The sequence below is a fragment of the Providencia sp. PROV210 genome, assembly GCF_028479445.1.
Lineage (GTDB): Bacteria > Pseudomonadota > Gammaproteobacteria > Enterobacterales > Enterobacteriaceae > Providencia > Providencia rustigianii.
Window position 1 is genome coordinate 1 of sequence record NZ_JAMPNQ010000007.1, and the last position, 21289, is coordinate 21289.

The 21289-nt window shown below is 40.6% G+C and carries 18 protein-coding genes, 4 tRNA genes and 1 other annotated feature; of the genes, 5 read left to right on the top strand and 17 right to left on the bottom strand.

Annotation, left to right across the window (positions count from 1 at the left end; genetic code table 11):
- Positions 1–162 precede the first annotated feature (162 nt).
- The 3 genes from clpB to rluD form a co-directional block, all read right to left on the bottom strand.
- Positions 163–2736 carry an ATP-dependent chaperone ClpB gene (clpB, locus tag PR761_RS06870; protein ID WP_006815590.1) on the bottom strand — a complete coding sequence of 858 codons (2574 nt, stop codon included), beginning with the start codon at positions 2734–2736 and terminating at the stop codon, positions 163–165.
- A gap of 124 nt (positions 2737–2860) precedes the next feature.
- Positions 2861–3595 carry a purine nucleoside phosphorylase YfiH gene (gene yfiH / locus PR761_RS06875; RefSeq protein WP_006815591.1) on the bottom strand — a complete coding sequence of 245 codons (735 nt, stop codon included), beginning with the start codon at positions 3593–3595 and terminating at the stop codon, positions 2861–2863.
- A complete protein-coding gene (rluD, locus tag PR761_RS06880) occupies positions 3595–4572 on the bottom strand; it encodes a 23S rRNA pseudouridine(1911/1915/1917) synthase RluD (RefSeq protein WP_006815592.1) in 978 nt (325 codons plus the stop codon). The genes yfiH and rluD overlap by 1 nt, the downstream gene beginning before the upstream one ends.
- Positions 4573–4708: 136 nt before the next feature.
- Between rluD and bamD the strand changes: the two genes are divergently transcribed.
- From bamD to pheA, 3 genes are all read left to right on the top strand, one after another.
- Complete coding sequence (gene bamD / locus PR761_RS06885; protein WP_006815593.1) at positions 4709–5437, top strand: outer membrane protein assembly factor BamD; 729 nt, start codon at positions 4709–4711, stop codon at positions 5435–5437.
- Positions 5438–5769: 332 nt separating this feature from the next.
- Entirely contained in the window at positions 5770–6099 is a 330-nt protein-coding gene (gene raiA, locus PR761_RS06890) for a ribosome-associated translation inhibitor RaiA (RefSeq protein WP_039855530.1), read from the top strand.
- Positions 6100–6269: 170 nt separating this feature from the next.
- Positions 6270–6389: a sequence feature (Phe leader region), on the top strand.
- Positions 6390–6414: 25 nt separating this feature from the next.
- A complete protein-coding gene (pheA, locus tag PR761_RS06895) occupies positions 6415–7587 on the top strand; it encodes a bifunctional chorismate mutase/prephenate dehydratase (RefSeq protein ID WP_006815595.1) in 1173 nt (390 codons plus the stop codon).
- 50 nt (positions 7588–7637) lie between these two features.
- Here the strand turns inward: pheA and PR761_RS06900 are convergent, their stop codons facing one another.
- The 8 genes from PR761_RS06900 to ffh form a co-directional block, all read right to left on the bottom strand.
- Complete coding sequence (locus PR761_RS06900; RefSeq protein ID WP_154611267.1) at positions 7638–9194, bottom strand: methyl-accepting chemotaxis protein; 1557 nt, start codon at positions 9192–9194, stop codon at positions 7638–7640.
- 288 nt (positions 9195–9482) lie between these two features.
- Positions 9483–10604: a bifunctional chorismate mutase/prephenate dehydrogenase gene (gene tyrA, locus PR761_RS06905; RefSeq protein ID WP_115164040.1), complete on the bottom strand. Its 1122-nt coding sequence runs from the start codon at positions 10602–10604 to the stop codon at positions 9483–9485.
- Positions 10605–10617: 13 nt separating this feature from the next.
- Positions 10618–11712: a 3-deoxy-7-phosphoheptulonate synthase gene (locus PR761_RS06910; protein WP_006815598.1), complete on the bottom strand. Its 1095-nt coding sequence runs from the start codon at positions 11710–11712 to the stop codon at positions 10618–10620.
- Between the two features lie 456 nt (positions 11713–12168).
- A complete protein-coding gene (rplS, locus tag PR761_RS06915) occupies positions 12169–12522 on the bottom strand; it encodes a 50S ribosomal protein L19 (RefSeq protein WP_006815599.1) in 354 nt (117 codons plus the stop codon).
- Between the two features lie 41 nt (positions 12523–12563).
- Positions 12564–13328, bottom strand: coding sequence for a tRNA (guanosine(37)-N1)-methyltransferase TrmD (gene trmD / locus PR761_RS06920; protein WP_006815600.1), 765 nt, complete (start codon positions 13326–13328; stop codon positions 12564–12566).
- A gap of 36 nt (positions 13329–13364) precedes the next feature.
- Positions 13365–13913 carry a ribosome maturation factor RimM gene (gene rimM / locus PR761_RS06925; RefSeq protein ID WP_006815601.1) on the bottom strand — a complete coding sequence of 183 codons (549 nt, stop codon included), beginning with the start codon at positions 13911–13913 and terminating at the stop codon, positions 13365–13367.
- Positions 13914–13931: 18 nt separating this feature from the next.
- A complete protein-coding gene (gene rpsP, locus PR761_RS06930; RefSeq protein WP_006815602.1) occupies positions 13932–14180 on the bottom strand; it encodes a 30S ribosomal protein S16 in 249 nt (82 codons plus the stop codon).
- A 137-nt stretch (positions 14181–14317) separates the two neighbouring features.
- A complete protein-coding gene (ffh, locus tag PR761_RS06935; RefSeq protein WP_006815603.1) occupies positions 14318–15679 on the bottom strand; it encodes a signal recognition particle protein in 1362 nt (453 codons plus the stop codon).
- A gap of 283 nt (positions 15680–15962) precedes the next feature.
- On the opposite strand from ffh, the gene PR761_RS06940 reads away from it, so the two are divergent.
- Both PR761_RS06940 and PR761_RS06945 read left to right on the top strand, forming a co-directional pair.
- Positions 15963–16754 (top strand): cytochrome C assembly family protein, encoded by a 792-nt coding sequence (locus PR761_RS06940; protein ID WP_006815605.1) that lies wholly within the window; start codon positions 15963–15965, stop codon positions 16752–16754.
- A gap of 42 nt (positions 16755–16796) precedes the next feature.
- On the top strand, positions 16797–18083 hold the full coding sequence (locus PR761_RS06945; protein WP_039855532.1) for a CNNM domain-containing protein: 1287 nt from the start codon (positions 16797–16799) through the stop codon (positions 18081–18083).
- Between the two features lie 77 nt (positions 18084–18160).
- Here the strand turns inward: PR761_RS06945 and luxS are convergent, their stop codons facing one another.
- From luxS to PR761_RS06975, 6 genes are all read right to left on the bottom strand, one after another.
- The gene (luxS, locus tag PR761_RS06950; RefSeq protein WP_006815607.1) at positions 18161–18676 is read right to left on the bottom strand and encodes an S-ribosylhomocysteine lyase; all 516 of its coding nucleotides are present in this window, start codon (positions 18674–18676) and stop codon (positions 18161–18163) included.
- Between the two features lie 145 nt (positions 18677–18821).
- Positions 18822–20381, bottom strand: a complete 1560-nt coding sequence (gshA, locus tag PR761_RS06955; RefSeq protein WP_154611266.1) for a glutamate--cysteine ligase — start codon at positions 20379–20381, stop codon at positions 18822–18824.
- A 188-nt stretch (positions 20382–20569) separates the two neighbouring features.
- Positions 20570–20646 (bottom strand) — tRNA-Arg (locus tag PR761_RS06960).
- A gap of 108 nt (positions 20647–20754) precedes the next feature.
- Positions 20755–20831 (bottom strand) — tRNA-Arg (locus PR761_RS06965).
- A gap of 134 nt (positions 20832–20965) precedes the next feature.
- Positions 20966–21042, bottom strand: a tRNA-Arg gene (locus PR761_RS06970).
- A gap of 11 nt (positions 21043–21053) precedes the next feature.
- A tRNA-Ser gene (locus tag PR761_RS06975) sits at positions 21054–21146 on the bottom strand.
- Positions 21147–21289 lie beyond the last annotated feature (143 nt).

Sequence of the window (21289 nt, forward strand, 5' to 3'; positions counted from 1 at the left end):
GTGTTTTTTGAAAAATAATATTCAATTGCTCACCGTTTATACTTTAAGAGCAATTATCCATCAAAATAGGCCTTTTTCGGCTGTTTTAATGATAAAAAAGGCGGCTTTATCAGCCGCCTTTCGATTTAATTTGAATTGATGAACATAATATCTATGACCTAATTACTGTTTTGCCACAATTTCATCATTTTCAACATCCAGAGTAATTGGTTTACCCGGAATCAATTTACCTGACAGAATTTCTTGTGCCAGTGGGTTTTCAATCTCTTGCTGAATTGCACGTTTCAACGGACGGGCACCAAAGATTGGGTCAAAGCCTGCTTCACCAATTTTTTCTAATGCTGCAGCCGTTGCTGTCACTTCATAACCGTGCTCTTCTAAACGTTTATACAAACGAGCCAATTGAATATTTGCAATATTCGCAATTTGCTCTTTACCTAATGGGTGGAACACAACAACTTCATCTATACGGTTAATAAACTCAGGTCTGAAGTTATGGGATACCACTTCCATCACCATATTTTTCATTTCTGAATAATCAATCATGCCAAATCGTTCTTGGATGAGATCAGAACCTAAGTTTGATGTCATGATGATAACCGTATTACGGAAGTCTACCGTTCTACCTTGACCATCAGTTAAACGTCCATCATCCAGCACTTGCAATAAAATGTTAAATACATCTGGATGTGCTTTCTCAACTTCGTCCAATAAAATAACTGAGTATGGACGACGTCTTACCGCTTCAGTCAAATAGCCACCCTCTTCGTATCCAACATATCCTGGAGGTGCACCCACTAAACGAGAGACTGCATGTTTTTCCATAAATTCGGACATATCGATACGAACCATCGCATCGTCGCTATCAAACATGAAGTTTGCTAACGCTTTACACAGCTCTGTTTTACCTACCCCAGTTGGACCTAAGAACATAAAGGAGCCAATTGGACGGTTTGGATCAGATAAACCGGCACGACTACGACGAATAGCATTCGATACAGCAACAACAGCTTCGTCCTGCCCAATTACACGTTGATGTAATTGCTGCTCCATACGCAATAATTTTTCTCTTTCGCTTTCCAGCATTCTAGAGACTGGGATTCCTGTCCAGCGAGCTAAAATTTCCGCGATTTCAACATCAGTCACTTTGTTACGTAAAAGCTTCATGCTTTTACCTTCGGCCTTAGTCGCAGCTTCTAGCTGTTTTTCCAACTCAGGAATACGGCCATATTGCAGTTCAGACATTTTAGCTAAATCACCCATACGACGTGCTTTTTCCATTTCAATACGCGTATTTTCTAATTCAGCTTTAATGTGCTGTGTACCTGTTAATGATGCTTTTTCGGCTTTCCATTCTTCATCCAATGCGGAGTATTCACGCTCTTTTTCCGCCAGCTCTTCTTCTAACATTTCAAGACGTTTTTTACTCGCATCATCGGACTCTTTTTTCAGAGCTTGTTGCTCCAACTTTAATTGGATAATACGTCTTTCTAGTCTATCTAAAGATTCTGGCTTAGAATCCATTTGCATACGTAAGCTTGCACCAGCCTCATCGATTAAGTCGATAGCTTTATCTGGCAACATACGGTCTGTAATGTAACGATGGGATAACGTCGCCGCCGCTACAATTGCAGGGTCTGTAATTTGCACATGGTGATGCAATTCATAACGCTCTTTTAAACCACGTAAAATTGCAATGGTATCTTCAACAGAGGGTTCCGCCACGTATACTTTTTGGAAACGACGCTCTAACGCCGGATCTTTCTCAATATATTGACGGTACTCATCTAATGTTGTCGCACCCACACAATGTAATTCACCACGTGCCAGTGCTGGTTTTAACATGTTACCGGCATCCATCGCACCATCGGCTTTACCTGCGCCAACCATCGTATGCAATTCGTCGATAAACAGAATGACATTACCTTCTTGCTTAGCTAGGTCATTCAAAACACCTTTCAAACGTTCTTCAAATTCACCACGATATTTTGCCCCTGCAATCAGAGCGCCCATATCCAGTGATAAAACACGTTTGTTTTTTAAGCCTTCTGGCACTTCACCATTAACAATACGCTGAGCTAATCCTTCAACAATTGCAGTCTTACCAACACCTGGTTCACCAATTAACACTGGGTTGTTTTTGGTACGACGCTGTAATACTTGGATGGTACGACGAATTTCTTCATCACGACCAATCACTGGGTCTAATTTGCCTTGCTCTGCTCGTTCAGTTAAATCGACAGTATATTTTTTCAAGGCTTGGCGCTGGTCTTCAGCGCTTTGATCATTCACTTTTTCTCCACCACGCATCTGTTCTATCGCCTTTTTCAAATTATCTTTATTCACACCCGCCGCTTTCAACATATCGGCAAGGGTTGTATTGGCTTCTAAAGCAGCGAGCAAAAATAATTCTGAGGAGATAAATTCATCTCCATTTTTCTGAGCCAGCTGGTCACATAGGTTCAAATGACGCATTAAATCACTTGATGGTTGAACATCCCCAGCAACACCTTGTACTTGTGGCAACCGAGATAATACATCTTCAATTTTTTGTTTAAATTCAATGGCATTAACACCAAGCGTCGTCAGCAATGGACGAACGGTGCCATTTTCTTGATTAAATAAAGCACTTAATAAATGAATTGGTTCAATAAACTGATTTTCGCGCCCAAGGGCTAATGACTGGGCGTCAGCGAGAGCTTGCTGGAATTTATTAGTTAAACGGTCCAGACGCATAACACCTCCAATAGAATAAGTTAAACTTGCTACTGAAGATAAGATGCGGTCTGTTTTTGGGGATTCAAGTTTTAGAATGGATTATTTTTGCAATATCTTTTAATTTGAAACATTAATCTAATATCTAAGTATTTATCCATATAAGTGATGCCATTCGCCCTGTTTTACCCTCACGTCGGTAGGAAAAAAATCTATTTTCTTCACTAGCGGTGCAGAAAGTACCACCATAAATAGAGGAGATTCCCACGGCTTCGAGCTTTTTACGGGCTAATAAATAGAGATTTGCAAGGTATTTATCTTGATGAGGAACAAATGCCTCAACTAATTCGGCCGACTGATTAATAAATGCCAATTTAACCTCAGCCCCAACCTCAAATTTTTCAGGACCAATTGCAGGCCCAAGCCATACCATGATTTCATGGGGTGGAGATTTAAACTGTGCCACTGTATTTTCGAGTACGCCATCACACAGTCCTCGCCAACCCGCATGCGCAGCTGCTACCTCTTTACCATCACGGCTACAAAATAATACGGGTAGGCAGTCAGCCGTCATAATTGCACAGACTTGCCCAACCTTATCGGTATACACCGCATCCGCTTGGCGATTTTCAATATATTCACCATTCAGATGTAAAACATGAGTTCCGTGTACTTGCTCAAGCCACACAGGTTGTTGTGGTAATTGAGCAAGCACTTCGAGACGACGCCGATTTTCACTGACAGCTTCAGGTAAATCCTCAACATGATCGCCTAAATTTAAGCTATCAAAAGGTGGCTGACTGACACCACCTAAGCGAGTAGTACTGCATGTTGAAATATTTTTTGGCTGTGGCCATTCAGGGAAAATCAATGTATTCATTACCAGTCCATGTTGTCTTTATGTAATTCAGCATCCGCTTTTAATGCGTTGATTAGCTCCACCATATCATCAGGTAATGGTGCATGCCATTCCATTTGGATCCCCGAAATTGGATGATATAAGCGCAGCATCGTTGCATGTAAAGCTTGTCTATCAAACTTGCGCATTACCTCAAAGAACTCTTCCGTGGCACCTTTCAATGGACGAGGTCTACCGCCATATAACTGGTCACCAATTAGTGGGTGATTAATATGTGCCATATGCACACGAATTTGGTGCGTTCTTCCTGTTTCTAAGCGCAGGCGTAAACGGGTATGTGCACGGAAATGCTCCATAATCCGGTAATGAGTTACTGCGGGTTTCCCCATTGGGTGAACCGCCATATGAGTTCTTTTCGTTGGGTGACGTGAAATGGGTTCTTCAACCATTCCCCCTGCGGTCATACGACCTACCGCAACAGCCTCATATTCTCGAGTTATTTCTCTACGCTGCAAAGCGTCAACTAAATGCGTTTGTGCTGGAACTGTTTTTGCTACAACCATCAGGCCAGTTGTGTCTTTATCTAAGCGATGAACAATCCCTGCTCTCGGCACATCCGCAATCTCAGGATAACGGTATAACAACGCATTCAAGATGGTTCCATCTGGGTTACCTGCTCCGGGATGAACAACTAAACCTCGTGGTTTATTGATAACTAGGATATCTTCGTCTTCATAAACAACATCAAGAGGTATATCTTGAGGCTCCCAACGAGTATCTTCTTCAATAAGAGCATCGATTGAAATTTGTTCGCCACCTAAAACTTTTTCTTTTGCCTTATTGATAACTTTGCCATTAACCTGCACTCTATCGTCTAAAATCCATTCTTTTATTCGAGAACGTGAATAATCAGGGAACAATTCGGCCAAAGCCTGATCTAAACGTTGACCAAGCTGTGATTCAGCGATGGTTGCACTAAGTTGTACTTGTTGAGCCATAAATTAATCTACTTTTTAGTGTTTGTATTTTGACGGCGCTGCCGTTTCATTTAAAATGTGTGCTATTGTAACTCGAATTTTGCCGGGAGCCTTCGGATAGGCTCCCTTGATACAGTCAGAGGATAACCTACACGTGATGATACGTATGAAATATCTGGTGGCAGCTGCCACGTTGAGCCTGGCTCTTGCCGGATGCTCCAGCAATAACGAAGTCAGCCCCGATAGCTCCCCAGCTGAAATTTATAGTACGGGTCAGCAAAAATTACAGGACGGTAACTATAGCGCGGCTATTAAACAGTTTGAAGCGCTTGATAACCGCTACCCGTTTGGTCCATATGCCCAGCAGGTACAATTAGACCTGATTTATGCTTATTATAAATCAGCTGAGCTACCAATGGCGATAGCAACCATTGACCGTTTCATGCGTTTAAATCCAACCCATCCAAATATTGACTATGTACTGTATATGCGCGGCCTAACAGCAATGGCGCTAGATGACAGTATGTTACAAGGTTTCTTTGGTATAGACCGATCTGACCGAGATCCTCAACATGCATTAGTTGCATTCAAAGACCTTAGCCAATTAGTCCGTTATTATCCAAATAGCCAATATTCAAATGATGCGAGTAAACGCTTAGTCTATTTAAAAGATCGTTTAGCTAAATTCGATCTCTCTGTGGTTGAATATTACAACAAACGTGGGGCTTATGTCGCGGTTGTTAATCGTGTTCAACAGATGCTAAGAGATTACCCAGATACTGAAGCAACTCGTAAGGCACTGACTTACATGGAAATTGCTTATAAAGAAATGGGCTTAGATAACGAAGCAAATAAAGTAGCAAGCATTCTTGCGGCTAACCAATAGGCTCCGTTAAGATCACAAACAGCAGCCTAGGCTGCTGTTTTCATTTTTGGGTACTATCCTCATGAAAAATGTGACTATTTTTCATTTATAATTAATACCCTAATTTTTAACCCAAAAGAAGCACCGACTATTCACCGTATCTATAGTCAACTCTGTCAGTTTCCCTCAATTTATCTATTTTGGCAATCCTTTTAGCCCCCTTTCTTAGTCAAAATCACACTTCGGATGAGTGATCCCTACCCCATGATTTAAATGTGATCTATGTCATTTTTTTATTGTTATAACTCGGTATTCTGAAGTCATTAAAGACGGAAACAATGAGAGGTAACTATATGATAGTTAATATTACTAGCAAACAAATGGACATTACCCCAGCAATTCGTGAACACATTGAGAACCGTCTAACAAAACTCGATAAATGGCAAGTTTCCCTAATTAACACTCATGTGGTGTTATCAAAAGAGCCCCAAGGTTTTATGGTTGATGCCAACATAAAAACCGCTACCGGAAAATTGGTAGCAACTGCTAAGCATGAAGATATGTACGTTGCAATAAATGAACTAATCAATAAGCTCGAAAGACAGTTAAATAAAGTGCAACATAAAGGAGAATCAAGAAGGGCATGTAATAGTGTAAAAGAAGCGAATCTAGTTACGTTATAATCAGTTACGTTTAAGTAGTTACGTTGTATTTTTATATTATCAATCCACTTATCTTGAAACTTTCCAAACGCGCTCATCATGGGCGCGTTTTTACGTTGATTGCTATTTTTTGTTGACATCCCCTTCACTATCATGTCTATTTGAGTGACTTCTATTTAAAGGTATTTTGTAATGAATTTAAATTTTGTTTTCTTTTTCTTCTTTAGCCACTCTTATTAAGGGGCTTTTGTCGTTCGAGAAAAAAAAGAAGACAAAATTTTAAAGCCCCCTCTTTTGGGGGCTTTTTTTATTCACTGATGTTGATAGGGGCGCAGAATGAAAAATAGTACTAATTTACTGAAAGTGCGTGAGAAAATTAGCCAGTTAGACAGCGAACTCCTTGGACTTCTCGCAAAACGTCGAGGTTATGCCATTGAAGTTGCAGAAACCAAAATTGATGATAATCGACCTATTCGCGATAAAGAACGTGAACGTCAGCTACTCGATGCTTTGATCAATAAAGGCAAGCCACTAGGCCTTGATGGTTTCTATATCACTCGATTATTCCAAATGATTATCGAGGATTCCGTCCTCACTCAGCAGACTATTTTACAGAAACATTTAAATCTTACGCCTAGTGATACAGCACGCTTTGCCTTTTTGGGTCCCAAAGGTTCTTACTCTCATGTCGCTGCTCGTCAGTATTCTGCTCGCCATTTTGACCAACTCGTTGAATGTAGCTGCCATAAATTCCAAGATATTTTTTCATTAGTAGAAAGCGGTCAAGCTGATTACGGTATTTTACCCATTGAAAATACTAGCTCCGGGGCAATTAACGATGTTTACGATTTATTGCAAAATACGTCTTTATCAATCGTTGGTGAGATCCGTCTTCCAATTAATCACTGCTTACTTACCACTAAAAATAGCGATCTGAGTAAAATAGAAATTGTTTATAGCCACCCCCAACCTTTCCAGCAGTGCAGCCAATATTTATCTCAATTTCCTCATTGGAAAATTGAATATTGCGATAGTACGTCAACTGCAATGCAAAAAGTTGCAGAGCATAACTCACCGAATGTTGCAGCTTTAGGTAGCGAAGCTGGTGGATTGCTATATGGCTTAGAGGTACTTGAACACAATCTTGCTAATCAGCAAATTAATATGACTCGTTTTATTGTTGTGGCACCAAAAGCTATCGACGTAACTGAGCAAGTCCCAGCAAAAACAACATTATTAATGACTACCGGTCAACAAGCAGGGGCTTTAGTCGATGCCTTAATTATCTTAAAAAATAATAAGATTGTGATGAGTAAATTAGAATCGCGCCCAATCAATGGTAAGCCTTGGGAAGAAATGTTTTATGTGGATGTTCATGCCAACTTACGTTCGGATAATCTGCAACAAGCGTTAAAAGAGCTAGCAGAAATTACTCGGTCAATAAAAATCCTTGGCTGTTACCCATCAGAAAACGTGGTTCCCGTTGAGCCAGAAAAAATAGCACCATAAAATTTCAGATAACTAACACAGGCAATCTGCCTGTGTTAGTTATTAATCTACTATGACTTAAGAGGAGAAGAAGAGAGTTTAAAGTAATTAACTAATTCCTGTAGATGGAATGCTTGCTCATTCAATGAACCTGCTGCAACAACCGATTCTTCAACCAAACTCGCATTTTGCTGAGTCGTTAAATCCAATTGCCCTACTGCACTATTGATTTGAGAAATACCATCACTCTGTTCATGGCTGGCTTGACCAATTTCACGCAATAACGCGTTCATCTCATCAACACTCTCTATCATGCCATGGATTTGCTGACTTGCTTGCTCAACTAATTCCATTCCTTCTTGAGTTTGGGAGGATGAATTTTCAATCAAGCCACGAATATCGCTCGCTGATGCCGCACTTTTTTGTGCTAATAATCGAACTTCTCCTGCTACTACTGCAAATCCTCGTCCATGCTCCCCTGCTCTAGCCGCTTCTACGGAGGCATTCAATGCAAGAATATTAGTTTGAAAAGCAATCGTATCAATAAGATTGATAATATCCGTCATTTGCTGCGAAGATGCATTAATTGTTCGCATTTTATCCGTTAGCTGATTCATCATTTGACCGTTATTTTTAACAATAACAGCCGCATCATCCGCAAGCATAGTTGCTTCATGGGTATGTTCAGTGGTGTTTTTTACTGTGGACGTAATTTGCTCCATTGAGCTTGCCGTTTCCTCCACTGAAGCAGCCTGCTCTTCTGTACGTGCAGCAAGATTTTGGTTGCCTGCCACTATTTGGCCAGCGGCTGCAGAGATGCTTTCAGAGCCATTTTGTACTTCTTGCACGATCTCTAGTAAATGTTCTTTCATATTACCGAGAGAATCTAGCAATATGCCGGTTTCATCTTTAGATTGTGCTTTGATATCCTGTGTTAAATCACCACTAGCAATCGCTTTTGCAAAATCAACAGCCTGTTCTAATGGGCGAGTAATAGTCATCGTGATGTACCAGCCCATCACACAGCCCGCCACAATACTGATGATCGAAAGAAAAGCGAGTAATGTTCTATTCAGTTTATAGTCATCTTCAACTTTGTATCCCGATTCTTGCATCTGCATATTTTGAGTTGCAATCAGATTTTGAACCTGTTCACGATACTCACGTTGGATTGCTGATGTTTTGGTCATCATTTCTTCTATCGCTGCTTGACGATTGTTTTGATTCATAAATTCCATCATTCGTTTTTGCGAATCATGAAATTTAACTCTCACCTCATGAATATTTTCTAAGGTTTCCCGAGAGCGACTATCGGTAATACTTCGATCTAATTCATCCAGTAAGTCCGAAATATTTTGGCTGATTTTAACCAACTCTTCCTTGCGCTTCTCACTACCTCTGTCATCTAATAAAATGAGCTCTTGAATACCAATATAAGAATAAAAATTATCCATGACCGAGTTAGCATTTGCCGTGATGGGATAACTTTTGAAAATAATAGTCTGCATACTTTCATTAGCGCGATTCATATTCACTAATGAAAATAGGGAGCTTAAAACAATCAGAGCGATAAAAACTCCAAATGCGACAGTTAACTTCACACTAATTTTGAGATTTCGAAAAGACATATACTTACCACTCTATTCATCATTTAATGATTAGAGTTATCGGTAGAATATAAGGGATCTTTACCACATAAATCGCTCAATTTACAAATATGAATATTTAAAACTGATTGATTTGTGATTGCACGAGAGATTATGGTGCAAGTTAAATGAGAAATAGCCTCATTTGGGACAAACTAAGATTATAAGTACAATTACTTATTTTAAATAAATATTGATATTTATGATGCTTTTTTGAAAAATTCTTGAGTAATTTCCCCTACCGCCAAGCAGGAAGTAGGGGAAAAAACGTTATTTACGATTGTCATTGGCTCTTTGTAATAAAGATTGGCTTTCTTTCATAAAATGATATGCATCTTCGCCGAACCATTGGCTTACTTGCGTAAACTGTCGGATAAATTCGGTTTTATCATTACGTTCCAACATTTCAATCGATTGACCTAGAAGTCGATAATAGCGGCGGATCAACTCTACATTTTCGTCCGAGGACATAATGATATCCGCATATAGTTGGGGGTCTTGAGCAAATAACCGCCCTACCATTGCTAGTTCTAAACGGTAAATCGGAGAAGAAAGATCCAACAATTGTTGTAAATCAACTTGCTCATCTGCCAAATTTTTCCCGTAAGTAAACGTTGTAAAATGGCGTAACGCTTGTATGAAGCTCATATTGCGATCATGTTCTTTAGGCTTGATCTGTTTTAATCGAGCGCCCCATACTTGCAACTGTTCAAGGAACCATTGGTAAGCATCAGCATCTCGACCATCACAGTATGCAAATACCTGTTTAGCCACGCTACCAATATCGGGACCAAACATCGGATGTAAACCAAGAACGGGACCTTTATGTACCTGAAGCATAGCTTCCAGTGGTTTCTGTTTAACTGATGCGATATCGACTAAAATCGTTTTTGGATCTAATTTTGGTAGCTGGTTAATCACATCCACCGTTAAATGAATAGGAACACTGATGATCACGACACTTGCACCAGAAACAATAGATGATGCATGAGGCCAATCTTGCTCAGCTAATACCTTAACTTGATAGCCAGAGAGCGTCAGAAGGCGGTTAAATAATCGCCCCATTTTCCCTTCTCCACCCACAATAATAATAGGGCCAGCTTCCAGATTTAGTGTTTTAAACCCTTTATCATTTTCACGCGTATAAGATTCCCGCATAATCCTTCGGAGGATATCCTCGATTAGGTCAGCAGGGATCCCCATACGTTCAGCTTCAGCTCTACGTGCGGCTAACATGCTGGACTCACGCTCTGGTACATAGATAGGTAATCCATGTTGGCTTTTAACTTCACCCACTTCCGCAACTAGTTGAAGCCGCTTAGCTAATAGATCTAATAATGACTTATCAACTTCATCAATTTGCTCCCTTAAATGGGATAATTCAACAGACATACCAATACCTTGCTCAGCTCACTTTACTTAATTTTTGCCCACGCTGTTCAAGCATTGGTGATAATGCTTGATGCAATTTGCGCAGCACGGACTCTGTTGTTTCCCAGTTAATGCAGGCATCTGTAACTGAAACACCGTATTGCATGTTTTCTCTTGGCTGTTCAGATGTTTGGCTTCCTTCATTAATATGGCTTTCAAGCATAATACCTGTAATTGATTCATTACCATTAATAATTTGTTCAAGAATTGAATCAACAACAAGTGGCTGACGACGGTAATCTTTGTTTGAGTTACCATGGCTACAATCCACCATTAATGATGGTTCAAGCCCTGCCTTTCTCATTTCAGCTTCACACGCCGCAATATTTTCAGCATCATAGTTAGGTGTTTTTCCGCCACGTAAAATAACATGACCATTTTTATTACCATTAGTATGAAGTAAGCACACTTGCCCAGATTGGTTAATGCCCATAAATCTATGTGGCATCGCAGCGGCTTTTAATGCATTTATTGCTGTCGATAGGCTACCATCTGTACCATTTTTAAAACCAACTGGCATGGACAAACCAGAGGCCATTTCACGGTGAGTTTGAGATTCTGTAGTTCTCGCTCCAATGGCTGACCAGCTGAATAAGTCACCTAGGTATTGTGGGTTATTAGGATCGAGAGCTTCTGTCGCTAACGGTAATCCCATATTGACTAAGTTAGTTAATAGATCACGAGCAATATGTAGCCCTTTTTCCATTTCAAAACTACCATCCATAAATGGATCACTGATTAAACCTTTCCAACCAACCGTTGTACGTGGTTTTTCAAAGTACACACGCATCACAATATATAAGCTATCACTTAACTCAGCGGCTAGTTTCTGCAAACGCTCGCCATACTCAATGGCGGCATCAACATCATGGATTGAACAAGGACCACATACCACGAGTAAGCGCGGGTCACGCTGATGAATAATATCAGCAATTACTTTACGCGATGTCGCAATGGCATGCAGATTGCTGTGACTCAATGGATATTTTTGCTTCAGACTTTCAGGAGTAATTAAAACCTGCTCGTCTTGAATATTCACATTATTGAGTACATCTTTTTGCATGATCATTTGATTACCTATTTAGCTTATTATTTATTAGTGATGTTATTTATCGATCTTGTGTTTGGTGCGTGAGAGATAACATATCATGCATCGTAAAGATTTCAATCCAAAACTGTAAAATAACTCAATTTGATGTACATAAAAAATTACATAATGATATCTAATTGAATTTAAAGTAATTAAAACAATAGTCTGAGGTAAATTTTATATTCAAGAGAATATAATGAATAAATTAGTAAACATATGTTTACAAAAATAATTTTATTGGGTGATATATTCTAAATAGTTCGAGTTGTGGCTAGGTGGCAAAATGAAGACAGCGCAGGGAGCATACATAAGTATGTGACCTGTGTGGCTGAATGAAGCCAACACCGCCACAGCGCGAAATATGACGAATATATGACGAATATAAAAAAGGCCCGCTATAAGCGGGCCTCAACTTTCGGATGTAGCGAAAGCGTATTACTTAACGTTCAGACGCTCTTTAATACGAGCAGCCTTACCAGAACGCTCACGCAGGTAGTACAGTTTAGCTTGGCGAACAGCACCACGACGTTTAACAGTAATGCTATCTACGACTGGTGAATGAGTTTGGAATACACGCTCAACACCTTCGCCGTTAGAAATTTTACGAACAGTGAATGCAGAGTGCAGACCGCGGTTACGAATAGCAATAACCACGCCCTCAAATGCCTGCAGACGTTTCTTAGAGCCTTCAACGACCCATACCTTAACTTCCACGCTGTCGCCTGGACGGAATGAAGGTACGTCCTGCTTCATCTGCTCTTGTTCAAGTTGTTTAATAATGTTGCTCATAATAACTCTCTTACCCTAGGTAAACTGATATATGTAGACAATTAATTGTCTGGATTCATTGATTGCTCAGCCTGATATTCCCGTTGGAATTCAGCTAGCAACATCCTCTGCTCGTCAGTCAGAGCTAGGCTTTCTAGAAGCTCAGGTCTTCTAAGCCAGGTACGACCAAGTGATTGTTTCATGCGCCAGCTATCAATCTTGGCATGATTGCCTGAAAGTAAAATCTCAGGAACTTGCATGCCATCTAGCACTTCAGGTCGAGTATAGTGAGGACAGTCCAGCAAGCCATCTGCAAAAGAATCTTCTTGAGCTGAAGCTTGATGCCCCAGAACTCCAGGAATAAACCGAGAGACTGAGTCTATCAACACCATTGCGGGGAGCTCCCCACCACTGAGAACGTAATCACCGATTGACCATTCTTCATCAACTTCGGTTTGAATGATCCGTTCATCAATACCTTCATAGCGGCCACAAACAAGAATTAGCTTCTCATTTGTTGCCAGCTCACAAACCCCATCTTGACCGAGTTTGCGACCTTGTGGTGACAGATAAATGACCTTTGCACCATCACCGGCCTCAGTTCTTGCTGTACGAATCGCATCCTTTAACGGTTGCACCATCATCAGCATGCCTGGACCACCACCATATGGGCGGTCATCGACTGTTTTATGTCTATCGTGCGTAAAATCTCTAGGATTCCAACACTCAACAGTCAGCAAGCCATTTTTCACTGCCCGACCAGTTACCCCGTACTCGGTTATTGCGCGGAACATTTCGGGAAACAGGCTAATTACACCAATCCACATGATTTATCCCACTCATAAAAACCGTTAATCGGAGATTTAAAAACCAGGATCCCACTCCACTTCAATAACTTGGGCGGAGAGATCGACTTTCTTGATAACCTGCCCATCAAGAAACGGAACCAGCCGCTCCTTGATGCCAAATGCATCTTTCAGATTTGCCTTAATCACCAGAACGTCATTCGATCCGGTTTCCATCATGTCAACAACGGTACCAAGGTCATAACCATCTAACGTTACTACGTGGCAACCCATAAGGTCTTTCCAATAGTATTCGTTATTCTCCAACTCAGGAAGTTGGGTTGAATCAACCGCAATTTCAAAGTTGGTCAATAATGTCGCTGCATCACGGTCTTCGACCCCTTTCAGCTTGACGATGATATCTTTGTTGTGATGTTTCCAATCTTCTATTTCAATATGTTGCCATTGACCAGAACGTTGGATAAACCAAGGCTGATAATCAAAAATACTTTCAGCATGTTCGGTGGACGAAAAAACTTTGAGCCAACCACGAATACCGTATGCAGCTCCTAATTTGCCCAAAACAATTGGGTTTGCTGGGGGCTGAAGTTTAGTTTGCGTGCTCATTGTTACCACCGTGACAGATTAAGCTACTTTCTTAGCTTGTTTGACCAGTTGTGCAACACGGTCAGAAACAGTTGCACCTAAGCCAACCCAATGTTCGATACGGTCTAGGTCTAAACGCAGTTCTTCTGCTTGACCAGTAGCGATCGGGTTAAAGAAGCCGATACGCTCGATGAAACGACCGTCACGCGCATTGCGGCTATCGGTTACAACGATTTGATAGAACGGACGTTTTTTAGCGCCGCCACGAGATAAACGAATTGTTACCATAACATCCTCATTAGTTAACAAAACAACCAGACTCCATCGAGGGATAGAGTCCGGTTGTTATATAAAAAGCCCGAAAAGTTTACTCACTTTGACGCAAAAATCAATCAAAAGTGCATTTTAGTTTCAAGCTTTACTGCTTAACGCCCCGGAAATCCCGGAGGCATCATACCTTTCATGCCGCGCATCATTTTGGCTAAGCCGCCTTTTTTCATCTTTTTCATCATGCGTTGCATATCATCAAACTGTTTCAAGAGTTTATTAACTTCTTGAACTGTAGTCCCAGAACCCGCAGCAATACGGCGTTTGCGTGAGCCTTTAATAATTTCTGGCTTTTCACGTTCTTTACGCGTCATTGATTGGATCATGGCTTCCATACGGATAGTTATTTTATCATCCATCTGGGATTTAACTGCATCTGGTATCTGGGACATGCCTGGCATTTTACTTAACATGCTGGTCATTCCGCCCATATTACGCATCTGCTTTAACTGGTTTAAGAAGTCATTTAGGTCGAACGTATCGCCTGTTTTGAGTTTCTTAGCTAGCTTTTCTGCTTCATCGCGATCAACTTTGTGCTCAAGTTCCTCAATCAGGGATAATACATCCCCCATTCCCAAGATACGTGATGCAACACGCTCAGGGTGGAATGGTTCAAGGGCATCCGTTTTTTCACCGACCCCGAGGAATTTAATTGGTTTACCTGTAATGGCGCGAATCGATAACGCAGCACCACCACGTGCATCACCATCAACTTTCGTTAATACGATACCCGTTAATGGCAAGGCTTCGTTAAAGGCTTTAGCTGTATTTGCAGCATCTTGCCCCGTCATTGCATCGACGACAAACAGCGTTTCTACTGGGTTAATAATGCGATGAATTTCTTGGATTTCTTCCATCATCACTTCATCAACGTGCAATCGCCCGGCAGTATCCACCAGTAGAACATCATAAAATTGAAGTTGAGCGTGTTTTAGCGCTTTCTGGACAATAGATGCAGGTTTTTCTTGTGCATCAGAAGGGAAGAAATCAATGCTAACCGCTTCGGCTAATGTTTCTAACTGTTTAATCGCCGCAGGACGGTATACGTCGGCAGAGACCACAAGCACTTTTTTCTTTTGCTTTTCTTTTAACAGTTTACCCAGCTTAGCAACGCTGGTTGTTTTACCTGCGCCTTGCAAGCCAGCCATCAATACCACGGCTGGTGGCTGAGCAGATAAATTCAGTTGATGGTTTTCTTCACCCATGGCACGGGTCAGTTCATTTTGAACAATCTTTATGAACTCTTGTCCCGGTGTTAGGCTTTTATTAACATCTTGACCAACAGCGCTTTCTTTGACTTTTTGAATAAACTCACGGACAACTGGCAATGCAACGTCAGCTTCCAGTAACGCCATGCGAACTTCGCGTAATGTATCTTTAATATTGTCATCAGTCAGACGTCCACGTCCGCTGATATTGCGCAAAGTGCGCGATAGTCTGTCAGTTAAATTATCAAACATATGTCTTAGCTCAATTCTGTTATGGGCCTATATGTAGCCTTATTTGGTTACTCGCGCTATGTATTTCAAGGGCAAATAAAAATAGCCACGACACAATCCAACGCTGATATTGGCTGAGGAGTGTATCATATCTGATGCTTTTTCGCTGCCTTGTTTACCTAACTCTAATGAGCTATCGATAAAGAATATCAAGGGATTCGCCATACCAATGGTTGGAGCCTACACGCGCACGAGTTATACTATAAAGTATCTATCCACTAAAAATGAATAACGACACTATACTATGCCCGTATTTGCAGTCATAGCAGTTTGTACATACATGGTCAGTCTGCTGCTGATCGTTCCCAGTCAAGTGCGTAAGCAAGCAATCTATCGCAGATTAGCTATTTTATTAGCCATCATCGCGATGATTACTCACGCAATTACACTGAAATTACAAATTTTCAGTGAAGTGAGCGGGCAAAACTTAACTTTATTGAATCTCGGCTCTTCCGTCAGTTTATTGATGTGTTTAATCATGACCGTTGTGGGGTATTTAGGGCGAGCATGGTATTTAACGCCCATTGTCTATAGCTTCGCGATTATTAACCTCATTTTATCAACGACAATGCCAGGTGAATTTATAACTCACTTGGAAGCCAGTACTCCGTTATTTGTTCATATTGGTTTAGCACTTTTAAGCTATGCAACACTCTTAATTGCGGCATTATATGCGTTTCAAGTGGCGATTATCGATTATCAGCTAAAGAATAAAATTCTGAAGTTTAGCCCTGATATGCCACCAATGATGGTCATTGAGCGCAAAATGTTTCACGTTACTCAGGTGGGGGTTATTTTACTCACGCTGACTTTATGTACTGGTTTTATTTATATCGATAATATTTTTGATAAAGAAAATATCCATAAATCGATATTGTCGGTTGTGGCTTGGTTTGTTTACGTTATTTTGCTATGGGGACACTTCCATGGTGGATGGCGTGGAAAACGCGTATTATTTTTCCACGTAGGGGGCTCATTGATCCTCACGTTAGCTTTTTTCGGTAATCGTTTAGTCCAACAACTGACCGTCTCTTAGTCAGAAAGTTAACGTTGAACTCCTGTTATAAGGAACCTTGTTTTGGATGATGTATCCACCGGTACTCTAATCATCATATTGATTGTTTTAATCTTTTTGTCTGCTTATTTTTCAGCATCAGAAACCAGTATGATGACATTGAACCGTTATCGATTAAAACATTTAGCGAAGCAAGGTAATCGTTCCGCTATGCGTGTTGAGAAATTACTGAGGCATCCAGATAAACTGTTAAGTTTAGTACTTATTGGTAATAACTTAATTAATATTATTGCCTCAGCCCTTGCGACTATCATTGGTATGCGCTTATACGGCAATACCGGTGTAGCAATAGCAACGGGAATCCTAACGTTTGTAATTCTATTATTCGCAGAAGTCATGCCTAAAACGCTTGCAGCACTTTATCCTGAGCGAATTGCGTTTCCGAGCAGTCTAATATTAAATCCATTACAAAAAATCATGATGCCTATTGTTTTGGGATTCAATGCGATTTCAGCTTCGTTTTTACGTTGCTGCGGGATCCGCCCTTCCGCTATACGCAGCGATGCAGTGAATAAAGAAGAGCTACGCACCATCGTCAATGAATCTAAAAATAAACTTAGCCGACGTAATCAGGATATGTTGATTTCTATCCTCGATTTAGACAAAGTCACGGTTGGCGACATTATGTTGCCACGCAATGAAATTGTCGGCATCGATGTTAATGATGATTGGAAGTCGATTGTGAGGCAACTAACCCACTCACCTCATGGTCGAATAGTCCTGTATCGAGATTCTTTGGATGATTCTATTGGTATTTTACGAGTGCGTGAAGCCTATCGTTTGATGATGGAAAAACGGGAGTTTAACAAACAAAATCTGATAAAAGCTGCCGATAATATCTACTTCATTCCTGATAGCACCCCCCTAAATATTCAACTCGTGAACTTCCAACATAAAAAAGAAAAATTGGGGATAATCGTTGATGAATATGGCGAAATCCAAGGCTTAATCACAGTAGAAGATATTTTGGAAGAAATTGTTGGCGATTTCACCACATCAATGTCACCTTCCCTAGCAGAAGAAGTTATTCCACAAAGTGATGGTAGCGTATTGGTTGATGGAACAACAAATATTCGAGATTTGAATAAAGCCTTCGATTGGAACTTACCTGTAGATGGTCCTAGAACGGTCAATGGGATGGTTTTAGAGGTTTTAGGGGATATCCCTCAACCAAAAGAACAAATAGCCATAGGGAGCTATCTCATCGAAGTTTTAGTGATGAACGACAATACCATTAAACAGGTAAAAATTATCCCTTTAGCTTTTGATTCTCAAGAACCTGAATTCTAGTCAGTTATAAAACAAAAAAGCCTTAAAATCAGCCTGTATGCATGATTTTAAGGCTTTTTAAATTAAGGCATAACCCACTAAATATGTAATTGAGCTAATTTTTCTTCAGGTAGAGCCAGCTCATCATTTTTGTTGATACCGATCTCTTTAGCAAGAACCTGACTAGCAATTTGCTGCGCTTCTTCTAAAGAGTGCATCATATAAGTTCCACACTGATAAACATTGAGCTCAGGGATCTTATTTTGATCTTGGACATTTAACACATCCTCCATCGAAGCCTTCCATGCTGTTGCCACACGTGCCTCATCTGGCTGACCAATCAAACTCATATAAAAACCGGTTCGACACCCCATAGGGGAAATATCAATGATTTCTACACCATCTCCATTCAGATGATCTCGCATAAATCCAGCAAAGAGGTGCTCAAGGGTATGCGTGCCTTTTTCTGTCATTGCTTCTTTATTTGGAACTGTGAAGCGTAAATCAAAAACAGTGATTGTATCACCACTTGGTGTTTTCATTGTTTTTGCTATACGAACAGCAGGAGCTGCCATACGCGTGTGATCTACAGTAAAACTGTCTAATAATGGCATTTCATGACCTCCTAAAAAATATTTATGAAGAAAATGAAACTAATCTAAAAACGCAGAGTCTGAATATATGAAAGACGCGCAAATTGTTATCATCCCTAATTCTCTAAGAGATTTTTTATTTGGCCACTTAATGTGGCCACTTCTTTTAGCGTCCTGCGTGAATCCGTAAATACTCTTCAAAGCTCTCGCTTTTATCCTGTTCCATCAATTTCTGTTTCTCTATTGAAGCCAAACGAGCTTGCTCAAATTGCTCTTCAGTGATCACTTCATAAGGCTCATTGATCAATTGCTGATAATATTTTTCAGCCAGTTCAAGACCATAACCTCCAATACCTTTCTCTAACATCTCATCCATGACAAGAGCAGAGTAAGTTAAGGTCGGATCTTCAAACATAGCCACAAATTGATGACAAACTTCTTTGTATTTGGCATCACAACAAGTATCAAGTACTTCAGCAACACGGATCAGATCGTTAAATAATGTTTGCCCAACTTCAACAAGAGGCTTTTGCTCACTACCACAACCAAAACCGATCACTTGTCCGGGCTTACGTCCTTTCAAGATCACGCGATTCCAGTTTTTACGGCAACAATCTAACTCTTGACTATTCATCTCAGGCGCATCTGCCAATACACACCAGATTAAGAATAAGTCCACAAAACGAGCTTGGGTTTCATTAACACCAATAGGACTAAATGGATTGATATCAAGAGAGCGAACCTCAATATACTCAATACCACCACGCAGCAACGCATCAGAAGGTGATTCATTACCTTTCGGGACACGTTTAGGACGAATTGGTGCATACAGTTCATTTTCGATTTGCAGCACATTAGTGTTTAACTGAATGTATTTGCCATCTTTTTTAACACCTAGCTTTTCAAACTCAGCTGAAGGTTTATGGATAGCTTTCTTGAGGTTTTCAACATATTCATCCAGGTGATTAAACGTAATATTTAAATCACTCTGTGATTTATTGGTATATCCCAAGTCACTCATTCTTAAAGATGTAGCGTAAGGTAAATAGTAAGTACCACACTCAGTTTTATTAAAATCGAGTGACGTTTCCCTATCTTTCAGGAATGAACCACAGATTGCAGGGGAAGCTCCAAATAGATATGGGATCACCCAGCCAAAACGGTAATAATTTCGGATCAGACGTAAGTAGCCTTCAGAAATCTTTTCTTTACCACTTTGTTCATCTTCCACTCCAGCCCAAGCTTGCCAAAATTCAATCGGGAATGAAAAGTTATAATGCACCCCTGCGATGGTTTGCATTAAAGCACCGTAGCGGTTTTTTAAACCCTCGCGGTACAAAGTTTTAAATTGGCCAACATTAGAAGTGCCGTACTGCGCCAGAGTGATTTTATCTTCACCCTCAATAAAGCAAGGCATACTCAACGGCCACATTCTTTCATCATGTAAATGACGAGCGGTATATCGGTGCAAGTCCCTGAGAAAAGCCAAATTATGGCTGATACTTTTATCTACAGGTGTAATAAATTCGAGTAAAGACTCAGCAAAATCGGTGGTGATCCATTTATGCGTCAGTGCCTTACCTAACTCATCTGAATGTAAAGTCTCAGCAATTGCGCCTTGAGGTGTGACACGCAATGTTTCACGCTCAATACCACGTTGAATACCATTGAGAATTTCCGGGTGCGCCTCTAACCAAGAGAGCGCTTTTGATACGTCCGGGATCAAATTGACCTCCCGCCTGTGATTTAGATTTATTTTATTAAGGAGGTTACTTTAGCTTAAATCACAGAAATTGTCGCTGTCTAGATGTGTGGTTTAGAGAGTTATGAAATGAATGATTCTACTTAGAATTGAATAGAGAAGACTAATTTTAGGTAAAAAAAAACTCCTCAAATTGAGGAGTTTCTTAATGATGGTGCATCCGGGAGGATTCGAACCTCCGACCGCTCGGTTCGTAGCCGAGTACTCTATCCAGCTGAGCTACGGATGCAAAATTCTTCGATTATCAATCGACAATTGCATTTACAGCAATCAGTAATTTATCAGTTTGAATATTATTAAAAGGGATTATTGATACTTTACAGAAAAGTTTAAGAGATGGTGCATCCGGGAGGATTCGAACCTCCGACCGCTCGGTTCGTAGCCGAGTACTCTATCCAGCTGAGCTACGGATGCATTTTCGTGCAATCGTACTTCTCTCTCAATACTACTTATCAAAATCTACTTCAACATCAATCTAAAACTACTGCTTCGTCTTAGCCTGCTAAGCTAAAACATCACCCCATCAGTCTAACTCATAGGGCTTAAAATGGTGCATCCGGGAGGATTCGAACCTCCGACCGCTCGGTTCGTAGCCGAGTACTCTATCCAGCTGAGCTACGGATGCAGAGCCTAAAATGGCGGTGAGGGAGGGATTCGAACCCTCGATGCAGCTTTTGACCGCATACTCCCTTAGCAGGGGAGCGCCTTCAGCCTCTCGGCCACCTCACCATATTTTAGTTACACATGATTTGTTTTTTCAAACATCTCGTCTCTGTGTGGCGCACATATTACTTTCCTAGCCTTAGAAGTCAAACAATTTTTCCAAACTTTTTGCATTCTGGCGTTCGTTTGCACATTTCACAAGCAAGATG

What these genes read in the sequence shown, in the direction of transcription:
- clpB (WP_006815590.1), bottom strand. Translation starts at nt 2,736, where the DNA reads ATGCGTCTGGACCGTTTAACTAATAAATTCCAGCAAGCTCTCGCTGAC.
- yfiH (WP_006815591.1), bottom strand. Translation starts at nt 3,595, where the DNA reads ATGAATACATTGATTTTCCCTGAATGGCCACAGCCAAAAAATATTTCA.
- rluD (WP_006815592.1), bottom strand. Translation starts at nt 4,572, where the DNA reads ATGGCTCAACAAGTACAACTTAGTGCAACCATCGCTGAATCACAGCTT.
- bamD (WP_006815593.1), top strand. Translation starts at nt 4,709, where the DNA reads ATGATACGTATGAAATATCTGGTGGCAGCTGCCACGTTGAGCCTGGCT.
- raiA (WP_039855530.1), top strand. Translation starts at nt 5,770, where the DNA reads ATGATAGTTAATATTACTAGCAAACAAATGGACATTACCCCAGCAATT.
- pheA (WP_006815595.1), top strand. Translation starts at nt 6,415, where the DNA reads ATGAAAAATAGTACTAATTTACTGAAAGTGCGTGAGAAAATTAGCCAG.
- PR761_RS06900 (WP_154611267.1), bottom strand. Translation starts at nt 9,194, where the DNA reads ATGTCTTTTCGAAATCTCAAAATTAGTGTGAAGTTAACTGTCGCATTT.
- tyrA (WP_115164040.1), bottom strand. Translation starts at nt 10,604, where the DNA reads ATGTCTGTTGAATTATCCCATTTAAGGGAGCAAATTGATGAAGTTGAT.
- PR761_RS06910 (WP_006815598.1), bottom strand. Translation starts at nt 11,712, where the DNA reads ATGATCATGCAAAAAGATGTACTCAATAATGTGAATATTCAAGACGAG.
- rplS (WP_006815599.1), bottom strand. Translation starts at nt 12,522, where the DNA reads ATGAGCAACATTATTAAACAACTTGAACAAGAGCAGATGAAGCAGGAC.
- trmD (WP_006815600.1), bottom strand. Translation starts at nt 13,328, where the DNA reads ATGTGGATTGGTGTAATTAGCCTGTTTCCCGAAATGTTCCGCGCAATA.
- rimM (WP_006815601.1), bottom strand. Translation starts at nt 13,913, where the DNA reads ATGAGCACGCAAACTAAACTTCAGCCCCCAGCAAACCCAATTGTTTTG.
- rpsP (WP_006815602.1), bottom strand. Translation starts at nt 14,180, where the DNA reads ATGGTAACAATTCGTTTATCTCGTGGCGGCGCTAAAAAACGTCCGTTC.
- ffh (WP_006815603.1), bottom strand. Translation starts at nt 15,679, where the DNA reads ATGTTTGATAATTTAACTGACAGACTATCGCGCACTTTGCGCAATATC.
- PR761_RS06940 (WP_006815605.1), top strand. Translation starts at nt 15,963, where the DNA reads ATGCCCGTATTTGCAGTCATAGCAGTTTGTACATACATGGTCAGTCTG.
- luxS (WP_006815607.1), bottom strand. Translation starts at nt 18,676, where the DNA reads ATGCCATTATTAGACAGTTTTACTGTAGATCACACGCGTATGGCAGCT.